The following is a 17,743-nucleotide window of genomic DNA, read 5'->3' as shown; positions in this document are numbered from 1 at the left end:
ATGCTAGTTAGTAGACGAAAAGGAAATGCAGCAAATCATATTGTCAGGATCAATGGAAAACGAATCGATCTCAAAGCATTAGAGAAAGTCTTCATGCTTCACTTTCCACTAAAGGAATGTGCGCTCATCCCGAAGAAAAATCAAGAAGGAGGCCTATCGCTTGTGCTTTTTGCACAAGCGAAGGACCCTTCGCTGACAAGAGAGGATTTGATGAAAGGCCCGCTTCATCCTGATGAAGTGCCAGCCGCACTCGTCCTAGTCCCTTCCTTGCCGCGAAAAGAAAGTGGAGCGGTCGATACCGAGGCGCTGCTTGCCATTGATGTACTAGATGAAGAGGAACGAAGAAAGATAGAAGAGCGCACGAAAGCCATAGATGGAGTAGAGGAAGCAGCCGTTTTGATAGAGAGTCAGACAGAAAAACAAACACCCTATCATTTAGATGACCTCTTCCCAGATAGACAGCGTACAAATGGAAACGAATCGTTTTCAAAAGATGAAGTCAGCCAAACCATACAATCCTCCGCACAAGAAAAACCACCAGCTCTTGTTTATGGAGGTGATGTGATCAGAAAGCCAGGTACACCAGTCACATTGACAGAGGTACTGATCCGAGCCGCCTTTATGTCACCAAATCGCGGAGTCACGTATCTCAAAGAAGGCGGTCATGAGGTGATCCAGACTTACCCGGAATTACTCACAGGAGCGGAACGTGTCCTATCTGGATTAAGGGCAGCCGGACTTTCAAACGGCGATCAAGTGCTGCTTCAATTGAAGGACCATCAAGATTTTATCACGGTATTCTGGGGCTGTATTCTCGGTGGAATCATTCCAACCCCAGTCTCTGTACCGCCTGTGTATGATGAAATGAACCAAGGCGTGAACAAGCTCAAGGGCGTGTTTCAGCTGCAAAATGAGCCATTCATTATTACAAACGAAGCGAGTGCTGAGGACATTGCAGGACTGCGTGAAACATTTGAATCAAAAGCGATTCCGATTTTAACAATCGAAACATTACTTGCCTGTGATCCAGATGAACAGCATTATGAGCCAGAGCCGGATGAGCCTGTGCTTCAGTTGCTGTCCTCAGGAAGTACGGGTGTGCCAAAGTGTATCCGGCACAACCATCAAAGCATTTTATCTAGAATCATTTCCTTTGAGCAGGCAAATGGTTTCACGCATGAGGATGTATCCATGAACTGGATGCCGCTTGATCATGTAGGGGGCATTGTCATGTTTCATGTCCATGATGTGTACCTCGGCTGCCAGCAAATTAGTCCATCCATTGATCAATTTATCGAACGGCCGATGGTGTGGCTGGATTGGGTAGAAAGATACGGTGTCACAAGGACGTGGGCGCCAAACTTTGCCTTTGCGATGATGAATGAATATGAAGACGACATTCGCAAAGGGAGCTGGGATCTCTCCACCTTGACCTATATCATGAACGCCGCCGAAGCAGTTGTTCCAAAAGTGACGCAGCGTTTCATGCACATCATGGGTGAGCACGGATTAAGCCGCCATGCGATGGTGCCGGCTTATGGCATGTCAGAAACATCATCAGCCATTGTCCAGTCAAAAGAATTCATGCGTCATGATGATCAGGGTGGACAACTGACCATTGATCAGACCTCATTAACAAGTGAGATTCAATATGTGGCGCACGATCATCCGCACAAGATGACCTTTACAGAAGTTGGTGCACCCATCCCTTCTGTATGGATTCGGATTGTAGACGAGCATCACCATGTGCTGCCAGAAGATCAAGTCGGCCGCTTGCAGGTGAAGAGTCCAACGATTATGATGGGCTACTATCAAAATGAGGAAGCGAATGAAGAAGTATTTGCGGAAAACGGCTGGTTTCATACAGGAGATTTAGGATTTATTCATGAAGGGCGCCTAGTCCTCACAGGACGGGAAAAGGATATCATCGTCATCAACGGAGCGAACTATTTGAATTACGAAATTGAAGCCGTTGTGGAAGAGGTTGAGGGGGTTGAAGTCACCTTTGCCGCTGCGTACGGCATTTACAATCCCGAATCAAGTAATGACACACTCGCCGTCTTTTTTGTCACGCAGAAGGATTCGATAGAGGATCAAATCACAATGATTCAGCAGATTAGAGAGAGCATCATTCGCAAAATGGGAATCGAACCTGACCACATCATTCCGGTGAAAAAAGACCAATTTCCGAAAACAGAAAGCGGAAAAATCCAACGTGCTCAACTAGGTGCGGCACTGAAAGCTGGGGTGTTTCATGACATTGAACGTGCACTTGATCTTGCTTCGGAAAATGAACAAACCCTCCCAGATTGGTTCTTTAAACGTATTTGGGTAAAAGAGAATATCGGTCCATCTCAGCCAGTCTCCACTGATCATGTACTCGTATTTGAGGATGTAAAAGGGCTTTATCAATCGCTTTATACACAATTTGAACAAATGAACCTGCCTTATGTTTCTGTGAAAAAGGGTTATGAATTTTTACGCCTGTCAAAAGGGATGTATCAGATGAACCCTCGAATTAAGGGGGATTACGTCAGGCTTGTGGCGGCGCTTGAAGCCGATGAATTAAAAATTGACCGTATGCTCCACTTGTGGAATGTATCAGACAAGGAGATGATTGCGAGCCCTGCGCAGTTCAAAGAACTGAATGCAAGCATTAGCCAATCCATTTTGTATTTGTATCAAGCATTGAGACAAGAAAATAAAGAGCCAATGCGTCTCGTTGTTGTCACAAAAGGTGGTCAATTTGTAAAACCGCAAGATGAGCTTCATGTGGAGAAAACGTCTCTTGCCGGATTATTAAAAACCATCCCGCAAGAATGGGAAGGGGCAGAAGTGTCTCACCTTGATATTGAAGCGGAGAATGTGGAACAGGATGCCAAGCATATTGCGGACGAACTAGGTGCGATTCATTTAAAAGCAGAAGTATCTTACCGGTATGGCCAGCGCCTCGTACCAAAGCTGGAAAAAGTGAATATGATGACGGCACCTCAGACAGAAGGGTTTTTAGAATATGAAGGCTTGTACTTGCTGACTGGAGGGCTTGGCGGTATTGGATTTGAACTGTCTAAGCAAATGCTCCAATTTGGCTTGAAGCTCGTGTTAATTGGACGGACATCCCTTGAAGAAGACAGAGAAAAAGAGGCGTCATTCTCACAACTGAAAGATCTGGGAGACGTCCTTTATGTACAAGCCGATGTGACGAATTTATGTGACGTCGAGCGGGCGATTTATGAAGCAGAAAAGCATTTCGGACAGTCGATCCGAGGAGCGCTTCATTTAGCCGGTGCTGGCAATGTATCTGAGCACTTTCAGCATGTGGATACGTACACACTGGCTCATACAACAGAAGAAGATTTTGTCAAAGAACTTTCAGGGAAGGCAGATGGTGCTTGGGTGCTGCAAGAAGCCTTCAAGCATGATCCGTCAGTTCCACTCGTCTTTTTTGGATCAGTAAATGGCTTTTTTGGCGGCACCACATTTGGCGCATATTCTGCGGCGAACAGCTTTTTAGATGGACTCGCACATGCCCTTACCTATCATGAGGGAAGAAGAGCGATTTCGTTGAATTTCAGCATGTGGGATAATCTTGGTTTGTCTAAGGGACATACTGGGGCTGCGCTAACCGTTCGCAAGGGCTTTCAATTGATTGGAAAAAAACAAGGACTCCATTCATTATGTCTAGGTGTTCGGCTGAATGAAGCGCATCTATTTATTGGCCTAGATGGGGCGAATCAAGAAATCGCTGAACATCTTCAACCAGCACCAATCCCGCATTTTGAAAAGAAACTGTACTATACGGTGCAATCAGGCAAAGAAGTGGATACTGACAAGATCACAGGAATCATAGAGGAGAAATGGGACATCAGGCAAGTGGAAGATATACCGAAAAAACAAGATGGCTCTATTGATCATGAAGCCCTCAGACAGTTCCATCACAAACACGCACAGCCGTTTGAAAAGCAATTGCCAGAAACGAAGACAGAGCAGGTGCTTGCGGCCATATGGGAGGATATTTTAGAAGTCGATCGTGTGTACAAAGAGGATCAATTCTTTGACCTTGGTGGACATTCATTAAAGGCCACTCAAACGATTTCTCGTATTAATCATGAGTTTTCAATAAAGGCACCGCTAAAAATATTATTTGAAAGCAAGAATCTGGCACACTTGGCACAAATGGTCGATGACATCAATGGAGCACCAGCCATTCAGGAAGCCAGCATTCCAAAGCTGGAAAAACGAACAAGCTATGAGCTGTCACACGCTCAAAAGCGAATTTGGTTCTTATCTACATTAGAAAAGAGCCATCATTACAATATATTAGGTGCTTGGAAGCTGATGGGCCAATTACACATCCAAACGTTAACAAAGGCGATCGGTCTCTTAACAAAACGTCATGAAGCACTGCGCGCAACATTTCAAACCATTGGCGGCAAGCCGGTTCAAGTCATCCGTGAAGATCTTCCGCCATCAGTAACCGTTGCGAACTTCTCATTATTTAATGAAAAAACAAGAGCGAGAAGATTGGAACAGCTGATTCAGCAAGAGGCGAACCGCATCTATGACTTAGAACGGGGACCGCTTGCACAGTGGACAATTGTTGATATGGGGAAAGAGGAATATTACTTGCTTTGTGCGCAGCATCATATCATTTCCGATGCATGGTCGCTCAGCCTGCTTATTCAAGAATTAGAAGTCGTGTATGGTGCGCTATTATTAGAGAAAACGCCTGAGCTACCTGCACTTGAGATTGAATGGACCGATTATGTTCATTGGGAGAATGAGCAATTAAAGAACCACCATGAGGCTCAGAGCTATTGGCTAGAAACGTTACAAGGAGAGTTGCCGGTATTAGAGCTCCCGTTTGACCGTGCTCGTCCGCCGGTTCAAACATTTAATGGGGCTACAGAGCAAATCGTGATAGATGAACCGCTTGTTCGGCGTTTACATGCCTTGTCGAGGCAGCAGGGGACAACACTATTTATGACGATGTTGTCAGCCTATTATGTCCTACTTCACAAGTTGTCTGGACAAACAGATGTCATTGTTGGATCGCCGATCGCTGGCCGTGATGTCGAACAATCAGAGAAGCTCGTCGGCATGTTTGTCAATACATTGGCGCTGAGACAGGACGTTTCAAAAGCCGATACCTTTGCCGATTTACTGGCAAAGGTGAAAGAAATGACGTTAAAAGCCTTTGAGCATCAGCATTATCCATTCGACAAGCTTGTGGATGACCTTTCAATGGATAGAGACCTAAGTCGTTCACCGATCTTCCAAGTCGCCATGGGGTATGTCACTGATTCGCTGGATATCAACCTAAAAGGACTGACATCGGAACAAGTGATGGTCCATCATACCGTCTCTAAATTTGATCTCACCTTGCATGTATTTGAGCAGGAGGACAAGCTGTCTATCCATGTGGAATATAATACGGATTTATTTGAGCAAGAAACGATCCACCGGTTGATGAATTATTATCTTAATCTGTTAGATGGCATGACGGCTCAGCCTGAACGGACATTTGCTGACTTTTGCGTCATGGACAAAACAGAACAGAATGCCATGATCATAGGGAAAAATCAAACTGACACGCCTTATCCAAAGCGTACGCTGCAAGAATTATTTGAAGAACAAGTGCAGCGTGACCCGCACCGGATTGCTGTATCTTATATGGAAGAGCATATGACGTATCAAGATTTAGACGAGAAGGCGACAAAACTGGCTGCCTATTTACAATCAAAGGGCGTTGGACCAGGTTCACTTGTCCCGATGCTGTTTGATCGTTCGTTTGACATGATGGTCTCAGTTCTAGGGATCGTCAAGTCGGGTGCTGCTTATGTACCGATGTCACCTGAGTATCCAGATGCCCGCATCGGTCTGATCGTTCGCGATACACAAAGCGATATCATCTTAACCCAGTCGCATCTGATCAATCGTTTAGACGATCTGAGCGGCACAAAGATTGAAATGGACAAGCCGTTACCAGAAACAGGCGCAGTGTATCAAAGGGAAAAATCGATTGTAGGAGAAGACCAGATTGCCTATGTTAACTACACTTCAGGCTCAACAGGCACACCAAAAGGCGTGATGCTTCCTCATGCAGGAGTGGTCCGCTTAGTGAAAGAAACAAACTATATTGAGCTTGGTTCAGAAGATAAAATGCTTCAGCTGTCTAACTATGCATTTGATGCCTTTACCTTTGAATTATGGGGAATGCTGCTCAATGGCGGTCAGCTGGTTCTGATCCCGAAATATGCTGCTCTGAATATGGACGAATTAACTCGTTTAATCAAAACGCATCAAGTCACAGCCAACTGTTTGCCAACTGCATTATTCAACCGGTTGATTGAGCATGATCCAAAAAGTGTAGCTGGATACCGTACATTACTCGTTGGCGGAGAAGCCATGTCTAGTGAGCATGCACGAAAGGCATTGCCACATATGAAGGGTGTGCTGATCAATGCTTACGGTCCAACAGAAAACACAACATTAGCGACCACTTATCAAGTCACACACGTACCCGAGGATGCAAGATCAGTGCCAATCGGTGTGCCAGTCGCCAACTCAACGGTTGTCATACTAGATGATCATCTCAATCCAGTACCTACAGGCGTTAAAGGAGAAATCTATATCGGTGGAACAGGGCTGGCGAAGGGATATTTGCATGACCCAGAGCGTACGCAGGAGCGGTTTATTGACAATCCATTCCCGGAATTAAAAGGGGACAAACTGTATCGTTCCGGTGACCTGGGGAAATGGCGGTCTGATGGCAGTATTGAATACCTTGGCCGAAAAGACAACTTGGTCAAAATTAGAGGCTACCGAATTGAATGTGGAGAAATTGAGACAGCCCTGCTCAAACATCCACAAGTAAAAGAATGTACCGTCATTGCTAAAACGTACGGCAGCTCAAAACGGCTGGCAGCCTACCTTGTCACAGATGGGGGAGAGCCTGTTCCTGGATGGAAAGCATTTTTACAGGAAAGCCTGCCAGGCTATATGATTCCAAGTTACTTTATCGTACTTGACGCAATTCCTGTCACAACAAATGGGAAGGTCGATCAAAAAGCATTGCCGGAACCGACAGACGCAGTCTCTTCCTCACATGAAGACGATCAACCGGCAACAGAAACCCAGCAGCTGATTGTGACAGCTTTCAGTGAAGTGCTTGGTGTCAAACGAGTAGGAATTCATGATTCATTCTTTGATTTAGGCGGAGATTCCATTATGAGTATTCAAGCCGTTGCCAAATTAAAAGAAAAAGGTGTCCGTGTTGATCCGAAATGGATTTTCATGCACCCAGCGCCAGCGCAGTTAGCGGCATATTTGGACACAGTGCCAGAAACAGGCGAGCCTGTCGAAAGAGCGCCGAAAGACTATGTGATCGAGTTGAAAAAAGGGGATCAGACTGAACCGAGAATTTTCTTTGCACCGCCTGCTGGTGGAACGGTGATGGGGTATATCGATGTGGCCAAGCTCATGACACATGAAGGAGCTGTTTACGCCTTGCAGTCTCCAGGCTTGTATGAGGATGAAGAACCACAATTCCTTCATTATACAGAGCTTGTCACCATTTTTATTGAAGCCATTGAGACATTCTATCGACCAGGCATTGATTATTTGGCAGGGCATTCCATGGGCGGACATCTTGCTTACGGAATGAATCAGAGACTCTGTCATGCAGGAAAAGCGCCAAAAGGATTGATCATTTTAGATACGGTTCCTGTATTAAGAGATGAGGCAGATCAAGCGCTTCATGCCGATATGAACGAAGAAGAAGTGAAAATGCTGGCCCTCGTCCTGGGTATGGGGAACCTCGTCGGCATCAAACCAGAAGCATTACAAGGGCTCAGCTTCCAAGAAGTGAAGCAGAAAATCCTCAAAGAAGCAGAAAAGGATGAAGTCGTTCATCAATTTATGAATGATCACTATTTAGATAAATACTTGCAAATGCAGACTCATAATACCATCATGTCACAAGCCATTGAATTAGAAAAAGACCCATTCTCTGTGCCGTTTTATATTATACAAAGCAGCGATCACGCCACAGATTTTCAGAAAAAATTTGCCGATTGGGAAGCTTACACGAGAGAAACGTGCTCGTATTATCAAATAAAAGGCGACCATGTGACCATGATGAAAAGACCGCAGGCAGATCAACTTGCGCAGATTCTTGAAACGATCGTAAAGGGGTAAGGACGTATGAACCAATTATTTAAAACCTTTGAAAAAAAATCAGATCTCATTCAGCTTATTTGTTTTCCTTTTGCAGGCGGATATTCCGCCTCTTACCGTCCGCTCTTTGAACAGCTGAAGGACACGGCCGAAGTGACAGCAGCAGAGCCTCCGGGTCATGGAACGAACCTCATGCCGCTTGAAACAAGCATTGACCGGCTGGCTGAATTGTATAAAGAAGGGCTGACAGGCAAATTAAACCGTCCATTTATTTTGTTCGGACATTCCATGGGCGGGCTTGTGGTGTACAGGCTCACTCAGCTGCTAGAAAGGGAAGGCATCGATCCGGCAGCGGTTGTCATTTCTGCCATTCAGCCGCCGCAAACAAAAAGACAAATATTGACCCATTTATCGAATGAAGCATTTGTTCAGCATATCGCTGAAATGGGCGGGATTCCAAAAGAATTGTTAGAGAACAAGCCAATGATGGATTACTTTACACCATCCTTACGTGCCGACTATCAAGCATTAGAATCCTTCCAGCATACAGACAAAACAATCATTGAATCACCCGTTTATTTATTGAACGGAAAGCAAGATAAGAAATGCATGGAAGACGCAGACGGCTGGCTAACATGGGCAAACGCCATCGAACGTACTGATTTCGAAGGAGGGCACATGTATATCAACACACACCTCGAGCAGTTCGCAGAACATATGAGGCATGTCATTGAGCAGACAACAAAAAGGCAATTCATCAGCCAATAAAAGAAAACAACGGCCCCGTCAAACGAGGGCCGTTTTCTTTATGAATTCCCCTTCCTCACCACATTCCCGCCAATCACTCCGCCAATGACGAGCACAGCTCCGATGAGGTGAACCATATCAATCGTTTCATGTAAAATAAGGACGCCAGCGGCAATGGTAATGAAAGCAGAAAGATTGTTAAAGATACTCACCTTTGCTGCTTCAAGGTGGGAAAGAGCATAGTTTGATAAATACGCTGTGAGCAGTGAAGAGAGAATGCCTAAAAAGAGCATAGACCATACAAAGGATGGCTGCGTAAACGGACTGAAAAACTGCGGTAGTGTAGCATGTACCGAGTGCCGAATGAGAGCAGCAGCATTAAAGAAGACAAATCCAAAGAATGTCATCACGAAAGTCAGTTCAATGACATGGAATCGCCGTGTCATCACCCTGGCAAATACGCTATAGGCACTGGATGATAAGGCTGAAAGTAAGATCAGCACATAACCAATGAGATGAGAATGTTTCACATCAATTCCCTTCACCACAAAGAGGAGCATCACCCCGGACACAGAAAGAATGGTAAACAGCACCTGAATCGAGGTAGGACGTTCCTTTAAACACCATGCTGCAAGCACCATTGTCAAAATAGGGATGGTCGCCTGAATAATGCCGGCCTCTGATGAAGAGGTGAACATCAGCCCCCACACTTGAAATGCAAAAAACAACACAGGATAAAGCAAGGAAAATGGCACAATGTAAATGAGATCACGCCATTGAATGGAAAAACGGTACTTTTTTCGTAAAAATGGAAATAACAAAAGAGCGGCTGCGAAAGAAACAGTAAATCGGTGTGCCAATACATCAATTGGATTCGCTGATGCTAAGGCTACTTTGACAAACAAGAATGAAAAACCAATAATACAGGCGTATGCGATCGAAGCAGCATACGCTTTTTGTTTTGACATATCCATCAGAATTCTCCTTACACGAGCATGCATGCTTCAGTTGAATTGACCGGTTCTGTCTTTTTATCGTAAACGGATCAAGTAAAGTGTACAATAAGAGTTATTGATATCTGTACCGGTACAAGGAGGGTAGTACTGTGAGGAAATATGATCAGCTTGTGTTGAATATAAAAAACAAAATCGAGAGCGGTGAATACAATGCTGGAATGAAAATCCCATCCATTCGTCACTTAGCGGCTCAATATGCTGTGAGCAAAAGCACTGTCATAAAAGCACTAGACACATTAGAGCGTGAACACTTGCTGTACTCTGTAGAAAGAAGTGGCTATTTTGTCGTGAAAACCAATCAGTCAGCCGTTAAGAAGGGCAGCACATGGATTGATTTTGCTTCCTCTGCGCCTGATCCCATTGTGTTTCCATATGTCGATTTTCAGCACTGCATCAATCAAGCGATTGATCTGTATCAAAATGATTTATTTATCTATGGCACCACCAATGGATTACCATCTTTACTGCCAATCATTTCAAAGCGTTTAACGGATTATCAAGTGTTTGCCTCTCCAGAACAGATCGTCATGACTTCTGGTATTCAGCTGGCTTTATCAATTTTAAGCACCATCCCGTTTCCAAATGGAAAACAGACCATATTGGTCGAACAGCCAGGCTATCACCTATTCCTCCAATACTTAGAGAAAAACCAGCTACCTGTCCGGGGAATCCAGCGGACGGAAAAAGGACTCGATCTTCAGGAATTGGAGCGTATCTTCCGAGAGGAGGATATTCGCTTTTTCTATACGATGCCAAGATTTCAAAACCCGCTTGGAACGAGTCTGTCGAAACAAGAAAAAATAGCGATTGCAGCCCTTGCCGAAGCATATGATGTCTACATCGTTGAAGACGATTATTTGGCTGATTTAGAATTCGATACAAAAAGAGACCCGATCTATTCATATGATCAGGCGGGGAAGGTCATTTATTTAAAAAGCTTCTCAAAAATCATTTTTCCGGGGCTTAGAACAGGTGCTGTCGTCTTACCAAACGAGCTGATTGGCCCCTTTAGTGAACATAAACGGCTGATTGATATCGACAGCTCGATGCTCTCGCAGGCTGCTTTAGAAATTTATTTGAAAAGCGGGATGTTTGAGCGTCATAGAGAAAGGATGCAGGCGACCTATAGAGCTCGATCCAAACAACTTGTGGCCTGTTTGAAAAATGATCAAGGCGCTTATGAGCTGGGAGAAGAGGAGCCAGCTACTCATACCCACGTTCGTGTCGACCGGTCCATTCCGATGAATCAGCTCATTCAGCAGCTAAAAAAGGATTCTGTGATGGTTCAGCCGATCGACCGCCATTTCATTTCTACTTATCAAAAGGAGCCTATACTTCAGCTGAACATTTGGCATGTAAAAGAAGAGGAAATCGCACGAGGCGTCGATTTGCTAAAGTCATCACTTCAACAAATTACACGTTATTAAGGCGAGATAGCATGTTCTCACAAGTGAGTATCTCGACGTGCTCAGCCGCAGCGGGTTTTCTTGTACAAACCGCCATTTGGTAGGCAGGATCAAGCGAATATGTTTGGACAACGCAAGGGGCTTCGTGATCAGGTAATCTCAAAGTAGCCTGTCCATCCTCTGACAAGCGAGCGGTAAAGGATGAAAGACCATAGGATATTCCCTTCCCTGTCAGCTTGATAAAAGCCTCCTTCATGGACCATAAATGAAAGAAATAGGCTTCCTGCCGTTCTGCTGGCTGTGAGAGTAAATCTTGATATTCGTCAGCTGAAAAAAATCGTTTGGCAATGGCTAAATCAATCGGTTTAATCTCTTCAATATCAATGCCAACAGGCGCATCATCTACTGCGCCCACGACCCAATCACCAGAGTGAGAAAGATTAAAATGAAAAGAAGGAATTTGCCGGACAACAGGCTTTCCATTCCCTTCTGTTTCAAAAATGATCTGTTCCATAGGCAGTGCGTACATCTCATGAATGATGTGACGAATCAGTACCTCACCTAAAAGCGTTCTTCTTGCATCGATCAAAAAACGAAAGCGCTCAGCGGCGGCGCGTTTTTCAAGTGACACAAAAGGCTTCAGCTGTTCTATTTGTTTTCGTGCATTTTTATCATCTAAAGGTTGTAATTGAATAGCGAAAATCTTCATAACGGACCTCAATTTTTTACATTTATTGTACCATTGGATGAACCTCTGCAAAAGAGAAACAGACATCCTGTTCAATGAAAGCACAAAATGACAGGAAGGTGCGGGCGGTTCTCGATATAGTGGAAAAGGAAGGAGAGGGAAAAATGATTCACTTGATCATGGATAGTATCAATTATATGGAAGAGAGGCTGGATCAGCCTTTGCAGATCGAAGAAGTGGCAGAGGCCGCCTGTATGTCTAAATTTCATTATCAGCGGCTATTCCATATGCTGACGGGAATTGCAGTAGCAGAATATATTCGCAAAAGACGATTAACCCTTGCGGCAGAAGAATTCATGACCAAGCAAGTGAAAGTCATTGATGCGGCGGTGAAGTATGGCTATGAAACCCCAGAGTCGTTTGCGAAAGCCTTCAAGCGGCATCACGGATATACACCGGCAGCAGTGAAAACAGGCGAGTTTACAGTGAAAGCCTACCCCCGTCTCTCCTTCGAACTTCAAATAAAAGGAGTCGAACCGATGCATTATCGAATTGTGGAAAAGGATTCATTTTTAATCATGGGCAGAAGACTAAAGACAACAACAAAGAATAGCCAAAACAAACAGGATATTCCCGCCTTTTGGAAGCGTGTCAATCAAGAAGGATGGACGGATTCACTGGCTCATGCAGCTGGAGAACTCGGATATATCGGTGTATGTGCGCATTTTGATGAAACGCTTGAAACATTTGACTATATCATTGGAATTGAGCAAGGTGAGGAAGAACCAGATTCGACCATGACAGTCGAACAGATTCCGGCCAGTACGTGGGCTGTATTTCAGGCAAAAGGGCCTGTCGAAACCGCTGTGCATTCAACATGGACACGTATTTTCACAGAATGGTTTCCTGCCTCAGGATATGAGCATGCTGGGGGAATGGAGATGGAAACGTATCCTTTAGATGGAGAGATACATTCTCCAGATCATGTGACATTGATTTGGATTCCAATCCGTAAACAATCATAAAAAAGGCAGCGTATCTCGCTGCTTTTTATCCTTGTGTGAGGACGTGAACACCGTTTGGATCGGTCGTATTCATCCCATGAGAATCTATCATCTTCACTTCAAGTAAAGAGAGACGTTCTCCCTTTTTCCAATGAATAGGTTGTGTCAAACCGTCCAGCAACTGATCGACCGTAGGTGTATGAGTCAAATCAGGTACTGCGATCGTCATCTCGGCAATTGCTTCTTCACCAGTTTCAATCACATCTGTCCGCCGCTGCAATTCAAGCCTTAAGCGCATCGGTGTAGAAAGAAACGTTCTTCGCTCCCCAGTCTGGATTGCCCAGTTTCTCTTTTGCGCTTGTACCAGCAGCTGATCATATTCATCATCAGTCACTAGAAAGCCGATGTGATCAAAAAGGACTTTTTTACTATAACCAAATGTGATATTGATCTGTCCCTTTCTCATCTCAATGATTCGGAAAGAGGGCTTCTTCTCTCTAAAATCATCCCATGTCTGCGGAGGGGAAAGGAACCTTCCTTTGCGAAACGTCCCTTTACTTCAAAGCCTAATGAGGTGTACGCCTTCTCTGTCTCCTCAACAAATGGTGTCCAGTAATGATAATGGAAAAGCTGCATCAGAGGATCATCTCCTGTTTTAAGAATATTGCGTCTATTTAGTTTAGCACAAAACAAGCCATTCATTTAGTAGAATGGCTTGTTCTTATCGGGTAAGGGTCTGAACAGGTTTCTCCGCTGTTTTTGTAATGAGCAGTTGCAAGAGCCGTGTCGATTGTGGCAATGAAAAGCGAAGGACGAGTCCGGTAAAGATAGCCGTCAGAATCGTTCCAATGCCAATCGGGCCGCCGAGCATCCATGCAAATAGGAGCACGGTTAACTCAATACCATTTCGAACCCACTGCACGTTCAGCCCCGTTTTTGCTGAGATGAGCAACATTAATGAATCCCTTGGCCCAGCGCCAAGGTTGGCTGAGACATAAATGCCAACGCCATACCCAGACACAATCACGCCCGTAATAAACACATATAAAGCAGGTAAATACCCATGTGGTGCAGGTAATACTGCATTAAAGAAATCAATAAACACGCCGATCAGCACCATATTGAGCAGGGCGCCGATCTTTGGAAAAGATTTCGTGAAAACAGATGTCAGTGTCACAATCAGTGCACCAATAATGATCGACCATTGTCCAATGGTTAAACCAAAATGCTGAAACAGTCCATAATGAAAAGCGTCCCACGGACCAATGCCAAGGATCTTTCCCTTCACTGTCAGCGATAGTCCAAAAGCAAGTACAACCAATCCAACAAAATAAAAAAACCAACGTAAAAGATGTTCCCGCTTCAAAAGCTTTCCCTTCTTTCTTAAACACTCGATTTCAATCGTAACATACTCGCACGCCCCTTTAAATGGCTTTGCTTAATGTAATCGCTTACTTTGAAAGAGGTAAAAAAAGGCTGTTCTCACATGATGAGAACAGCCTTTTTGATCACACTGGATTCAAAATCCGGTTTAAGAATTGTTTTGTTCGTTCTTCCTTTGGTCGTTTGAAGATTTCTTCCGGAGGACCTTGTTCGACGATGACGCCGCCATCAATAAAAATCACTTCGTCCGCCACTTCTTGGGCAAACTTGATTTCATGTGTGACAACCGCCATCGTCCAGCCTTCTTTCGCTAAATCCTTCATGACCTTTAAGACTTCCCCGACAAGCTCAGGATCAAGCGCAGAGGTTGGTTCATCAAAAAGCATAAGCTCTGGCTGAATGGCAAGTGCACGGGCAATGCCGACACGCTGCTTTTGACCGCCTGACAGCTGGAAGGGATACAAATCTTTTTTATCCTCAAGTCCTACCTTTTGCAGAAGCTGAATCGCTTCTTTTCGCACCGCTTCTTTCGGACGGCGCTGGACTTGGACTGGACCTTCCATCACATTCTCAAGAACAGTGCGATGTGGGAACAGATGATAATCTTGAAACACCATGCCTGACTTCCGGCGAAGCTTGAGCAAATCAGCTTGTTTATTTTTTTTAGAAAAATCAATCGAGAAATCATCGAAGGTAAAGGAGCCGGCATTTGGAATTTCAAGTGCATTTAAACAGCGAAGCATCGTTGTTTTTCCTGAACCTGATGGACCAAGAATCGCCACAACCTGCCCTTTGTTGATCGTAAAATCAATCGACTTTAAAATCTCATTTTCACCAAAGGATTTGTTTAAGCCTTTGACTGTTAGCATGTCGTTCCCTCCTTACCTTGCGACATATCGATCAAGTCGTTTTTCAATTTGGTGTTGAACGAGCGATAGAATGAAGCAGAATACCCAATAGATCAGGGCTGCTTCCATATAAATAAATAAAATTTGATCCAAGTTCGCCGCAGCAATTTCCTGTGATTTACGGAACATCTCTGCCACGAGGATTTGGGAGGCAAGCGATGTATCTTTCACCAAACTAATGAATGAATTAGACAGCGGCGGAATCGATACACGCACTGCCTGCGGTAAAATCACGCGGACGAGCGTTTTGCGATGGGTCATCCCAATCGAATACCCCGCTTCCCATTGTCCTTTTGGAACAGATAGGACGGATGCACGGATAATTTCCGAAGCATACGCACCTACGTTTAAAGAAAAAGCGATGATAGCACTTGGATATGGATCAAGTGTGATATTAAATGTCGGAAAGAAATAGAAAATAATAAACAATTGCACAAAAAGCGGCGTTCCGCGAACGGCCGACACATAGATGGAGAAAATCCATCTGAGGGCTTTAATTTTAGACATTCTAGCAAGAGCTGTCACAAGCGCGATAAAAAGACCAATAATGAAGGCAATGATGGCAAGGGGGATTGTATAATAAATCCCCTGCATCACCATTGGCCAAAAAGATTGCTGAAGAAGATCCCAAGGAATGACGACTCCTAGGGTATTACTTTGTAACATCTTCACCAAACCATTTCTTAGAAATCTTAGCAAGTGTACCATCTTTTTTCATTTCTTTTAATGCGCCATTCACTTTGTCAACGACTTCGCCGCTGCCTTTTCTGAAGGCAAAATACGTTTCTTGTGGATCTCCTGTTTCAAATGCAACTTTTAGGTTTTTGTTACCGCTTGTTTTCAAGTAATTCAAGACAGCTAATTTATCATTGAACGTCAAATCAGCACGCCCTTGCTGAATCAATTGAATGGATTGTGCAAGACCTTCAACCCCTTCAATTTTAGCGCCAGCATCTGTAGCTAATTTGTTATAGTTACTTGTTAATGATTGTGCTGCTTTTTTGCCTTTCACATCAGAAAGTTTCTTGATGTCATTGTTATCTGATTTTGTCACAACAATGGCTTGAGATGTTGTGTATTTGTCAGAGAAATCATATTGATTTTCACGTCCAGTTTTACCAACTTGGTTCGCTACCACATCAAAACGTTTTGAATTCAGACCAGCAAACATGCTGTCCCATTGTGTTTCTTTGAATTCTGGTTTTAAGTCAAGACGTTTTGCGACTTCTGTGATGACCTCGACATCATAGCCAGTTAATTTATCTGTTTTTTTGTCATGGAAGGTGAAAGGAGCATATGTACCTTCTGTACCGATGGTTAATACGCCTTTATCCTGAATGGACTTCCAAAGGTCACCTGATTCCTTAGACCCAGATTGTTTATTTGCGCTGTCGTTTGCAGCTGATCCACATGCTGTGATCAATGCAACACAAGCGCCTAAAATAATGGCAAAGAACATTTTTTTCATTTTATTCCCCACTTTTCTTGTTGGTATTTACAACATATGATCTTACAGAGAAGCAACCTAAAAGTAAAGCATTTGAAACTAGCTTGAGCGAATCTCACCAACTTTATGCCCGCAAATGGTTGAACGGACAAACGTAGATCTATACCCAAATCAAAAAATGAATAAAACAAAACGCATGATCAAGAATGTTAGATAACCTATTTAATGGTAAAATTTGTTGTGATGAGCTCTCTAAGAAAATGAAGTGGTCCTACAGTGAACGAAAGGGAAGTGTGATCATTTGCATACATCGAAACAAAAACCTGTCATGATCTTAATACACGAAATATACGGAATAAATGATCATATGAAGAGTATGATCCATTATTTCGACAAAGCGGGTTTTGAGGTTTATTGTCCTCATTTATTAGGACAGGCGAAACAATTCTCCTATGTCGAAGAGAAAGAGGCATACGGCTATTTTATGAATAAAGTTGGTTTTGATGAGCCGATAATGAGCGTACTGAATGTGGCAAAAGAGTTAAAAACGAAGAATGCCGCGATAGACATATTTCTGTTAGGTTTTAGTGTGGGGGCAACCATTGCTTGGCGATGCAGTCAATATGAGCAGTTGTTTACCGGAGTCATTGGGTTTTATGGTTCAAGGATCAGAGATGACATTGATCTTGTGCCTGCCTGCAAAACGCTGTTATTTTTCCCGGAAGTCGAAGCATCCTTTAACCCCCAGGAGCTTGCGAGTGTTTTGGGGAAAAAGGAAAAACTTCGCGTGACAATAGTAGAGGGAGAGCATGGATTCGCGAATCCATATTCCACGGCTTTTCACGCTGAATCGAAAAATCACTGTTTTCAGGAAATAGATGATTTTATCAAAGGGTGTTTGTTAAAAGAATGAGGTGAAACCAGTGTGTGAAGATGAGGTGCCATGCTGGTTTTTTGTGCAAATAT

12 protein-coding genes are annotated in these 17,743 nt (G+C 43.9%); 5 read left to right on the top strand and 7 right to left on the bottom strand.

The genetic code is table 11. The features are described from left to right. Together KFQ09_RS07600 and KFQ09_RS07595 are read left to right on the top strand one after the other, a co-directional pair. On the top strand, window positions 1-8,199 hold the full coding sequence (locus KFQ09_RS07600) for a non-ribosomal peptide synthetase (RefSeq protein ID WP_255836179.1): 8,199 nt from the start codon (window positions 1-3) through the stop codon (window positions 8,197-8,199). Window positions 8,200-8,205: 6 nt separating this feature from the next. After that, window positions 8,206-8,946 carry a thioesterase II family protein gene (locus KFQ09_RS07595; RefSeq protein WP_100325552.1) on the top strand — a complete coding sequence of 247 codons (741 nt, stop codon included), beginning with the start codon at window positions 8,206-8,208 and terminating at the stop codon, window positions 8,944-8,946. Window positions 8,947-8,984: 38 nt separating this feature from the next. On the opposite strand, the gene KFQ09_RS07590 is transcribed toward KFQ09_RS07595, so the two are convergent. Continuing rightward, complete coding sequence (locus tag KFQ09_RS07590; protein ID WP_008347299.1) at window positions 8,985-9,899, bottom strand: DMT family transporter; 915 nt, start codon at window positions 9,897-9,899, stop codon at window positions 8,985-8,987. 131 nt (window positions 9,900-10,030) lie between these two features. Here KFQ09_RS07590 and KFQ09_RS07585 point away from each other — a divergent pair, with 131 nt between their 5' ends. Further along, window positions 10,031-11,368: an aminotransferase-like domain-containing protein gene (locus KFQ09_RS07585; protein WP_255836178.1), complete on the top strand. Its 1,338-nt coding sequence runs from the start codon at window positions 10,031-10,033 to the stop codon at window positions 11,366-11,368. Here the strand turns inward: KFQ09_RS07585 and KFQ09_RS07580 are convergent. Further along, entirely contained in the window at window positions 11,355-12,056 is a 702-nt protein-coding gene (locus KFQ09_RS07580) for a 4'-phosphopantetheinyl transferase family protein (protein ID WP_024720180.1), read from the bottom strand. The genes KFQ09_RS07585 and KFQ09_RS07580 overlap by 14 nt on opposite strands. Before the next feature lie 143 nt (window positions 12,057-12,199). Between KFQ09_RS07580 and KFQ09_RS07575 the strand changes: the two genes are divergently transcribed. Continuing rightward, window positions 12,200-13,060, top strand: a complete 861-nt coding sequence (locus KFQ09_RS07575; protein WP_255836177.1) for an effector binding domain-containing protein — start codon at window positions 12,200-12,202, stop codon at window positions 13,058-13,060. A gap of 25 nt (window positions 13,061-13,085) precedes the next feature. Here the strand turns inward: KFQ09_RS07575 and KFQ09_RS07570 are convergent, their stop codons facing one another. From KFQ09_RS07570 to tcyA, 5 genes are all read right to left on the bottom strand, one after another. After that, window positions 13,086-13,505, bottom strand: a complete 420-nt coding sequence (locus KFQ09_RS07570) for a hypothetical protein (protein ID WP_255836176.1) — start codon at window positions 13,503-13,505, stop codon at window positions 13,086-13,088. Window positions 13,506-13,760: 255 nt separating this feature from the next. Further along, a complete protein-coding gene (locus KFQ09_RS07565) occupies window positions 13,761-14,405 on the bottom strand; it encodes a YczE/YyaS/YitT family protein (RefSeq protein WP_048001285.1) in 645 nt (214 codons plus the stop codon). A gap of 142 nt (window positions 14,406-14,547) precedes the next feature. After that, window positions 14,548-15,291, bottom strand: a complete 744-nt coding sequence (locus tag KFQ09_RS07560; protein WP_007498183.1) for an amino acid ABC transporter ATP-binding protein — start codon at window positions 15,289-15,291, stop codon at window positions 14,548-14,550. A gap of 12 nt (window positions 15,292-15,303) precedes the next feature. Then, window positions 15,304-15,996 (bottom strand): amino acid ABC transporter permease, encoded by a 693-nt coding sequence (locus KFQ09_RS07555; protein ID WP_017366604.1) that lies wholly within the window; start codon window positions 15,994-15,996, stop codon window positions 15,304-15,306. Then, the gene (gene tcyA / locus KFQ09_RS07550) at window positions 15,983-16,798 is read right to left on the bottom strand and encodes a cystine ABC transporter substrate-binding lipoprotein TcyA (RefSeq protein ID WP_007498178.1); all 816 of its coding nucleotides are present in this window, start codon (window positions 16,796-16,798) and stop codon (window positions 15,983-15,985) included. Before tcyA ends, KFQ09_RS07555 begins: the two co-directional genes overlap by 14 nt. A gap of 280 nt (window positions 16,799-17,078) precedes the next feature. Here tcyA and KFQ09_RS07545 point away from each other — a divergent pair, with 280 nt between their 5' ends. Continuing rightward, window positions 17,079-17,690: a dienelactone hydrolase family protein gene (locus tag KFQ09_RS07545; protein ID WP_047202711.1), complete on the top strand. Its 612-nt coding sequence runs from the start codon at window positions 17,079-17,081 to the stop codon at window positions 17,688-17,690. Window positions 17,691-17,743: the final 53 nt, after the last annotated feature.

The sequence above is a fragment of the Bacillus sp. FS02 genome, assembly GCF_024398395.1.
GTDB lineage: Bacteria > Bacillota > Bacilli > Bacillales > Bacillaceae > Bacillus > Bacillus altitudinis.
The sequence above is the reverse complement of the archived record's forward strand: the minus strand, read 5'-3'. Positions and strand labels throughout refer to the sequence as shown.

What these genes read in the sequence shown, in the direction of transcription:
- KFQ09_RS07600 (WP_255836179.1), top strand. Translation starts at nt 1, where the DNA reads ATGCTAGTTAGTAGACGAAAAGGAAATGCAGCAAATCATATTGTCAGG.
- KFQ09_RS07595 (WP_100325552.1), top strand. Translation starts at nt 8,206, where the DNA reads ATGAACCAATTATTTAAAACCTTTGAAAAAAAATCAGATCTCATTCAG.
- KFQ09_RS07590 (WP_008347299.1), bottom strand. Translation starts at nt 9,899, where the DNA reads ATGGATATGTCAAAACAAAAAGCGTATGCTGCTTCGATCGCATACGCC.
- KFQ09_RS07580 (WP_024720180.1), bottom strand. Translation starts at nt 12,056, where the DNA reads ATGAAGATTTTCGCTATTCAATTACAACCTTTAGATGATAAAAATGCA.
- KFQ09_RS07575 (WP_255836177.1), top strand. Translation starts at nt 12,200, where the DNA reads ATGATTCACTTGATCATGGATAGTATCAATTATATGGAAGAGAGGCTG.
- KFQ09_RS07570 (WP_255836176.1), bottom strand. Translation starts at nt 13,505, where the DNA reads ATGAGAAAGGGACAGATCAATATCACATTTGGTTATAGTAAAAAAGTC.
- KFQ09_RS07560 (WP_007498183.1), bottom strand. Translation starts at nt 15,291, where the DNA reads ATGCTAACAGTCAAAGGCTTAAACAAATCCTTTGGTGAAAATGAGATT.
- KFQ09_RS07555 (WP_017366604.1), bottom strand. Translation starts at nt 15,996, where the DNA reads ATGTTACAAAGTAATACCCTAGGAGTCGTCATTCCTTGGGATCTTCTT.
- tcyA (WP_007498178.1), bottom strand. Translation starts at nt 16,798, where the DNA reads ATGAAAAAAATGTTCTTTGCCATTATTTTAGGCGCTTGTGTTGCATTG.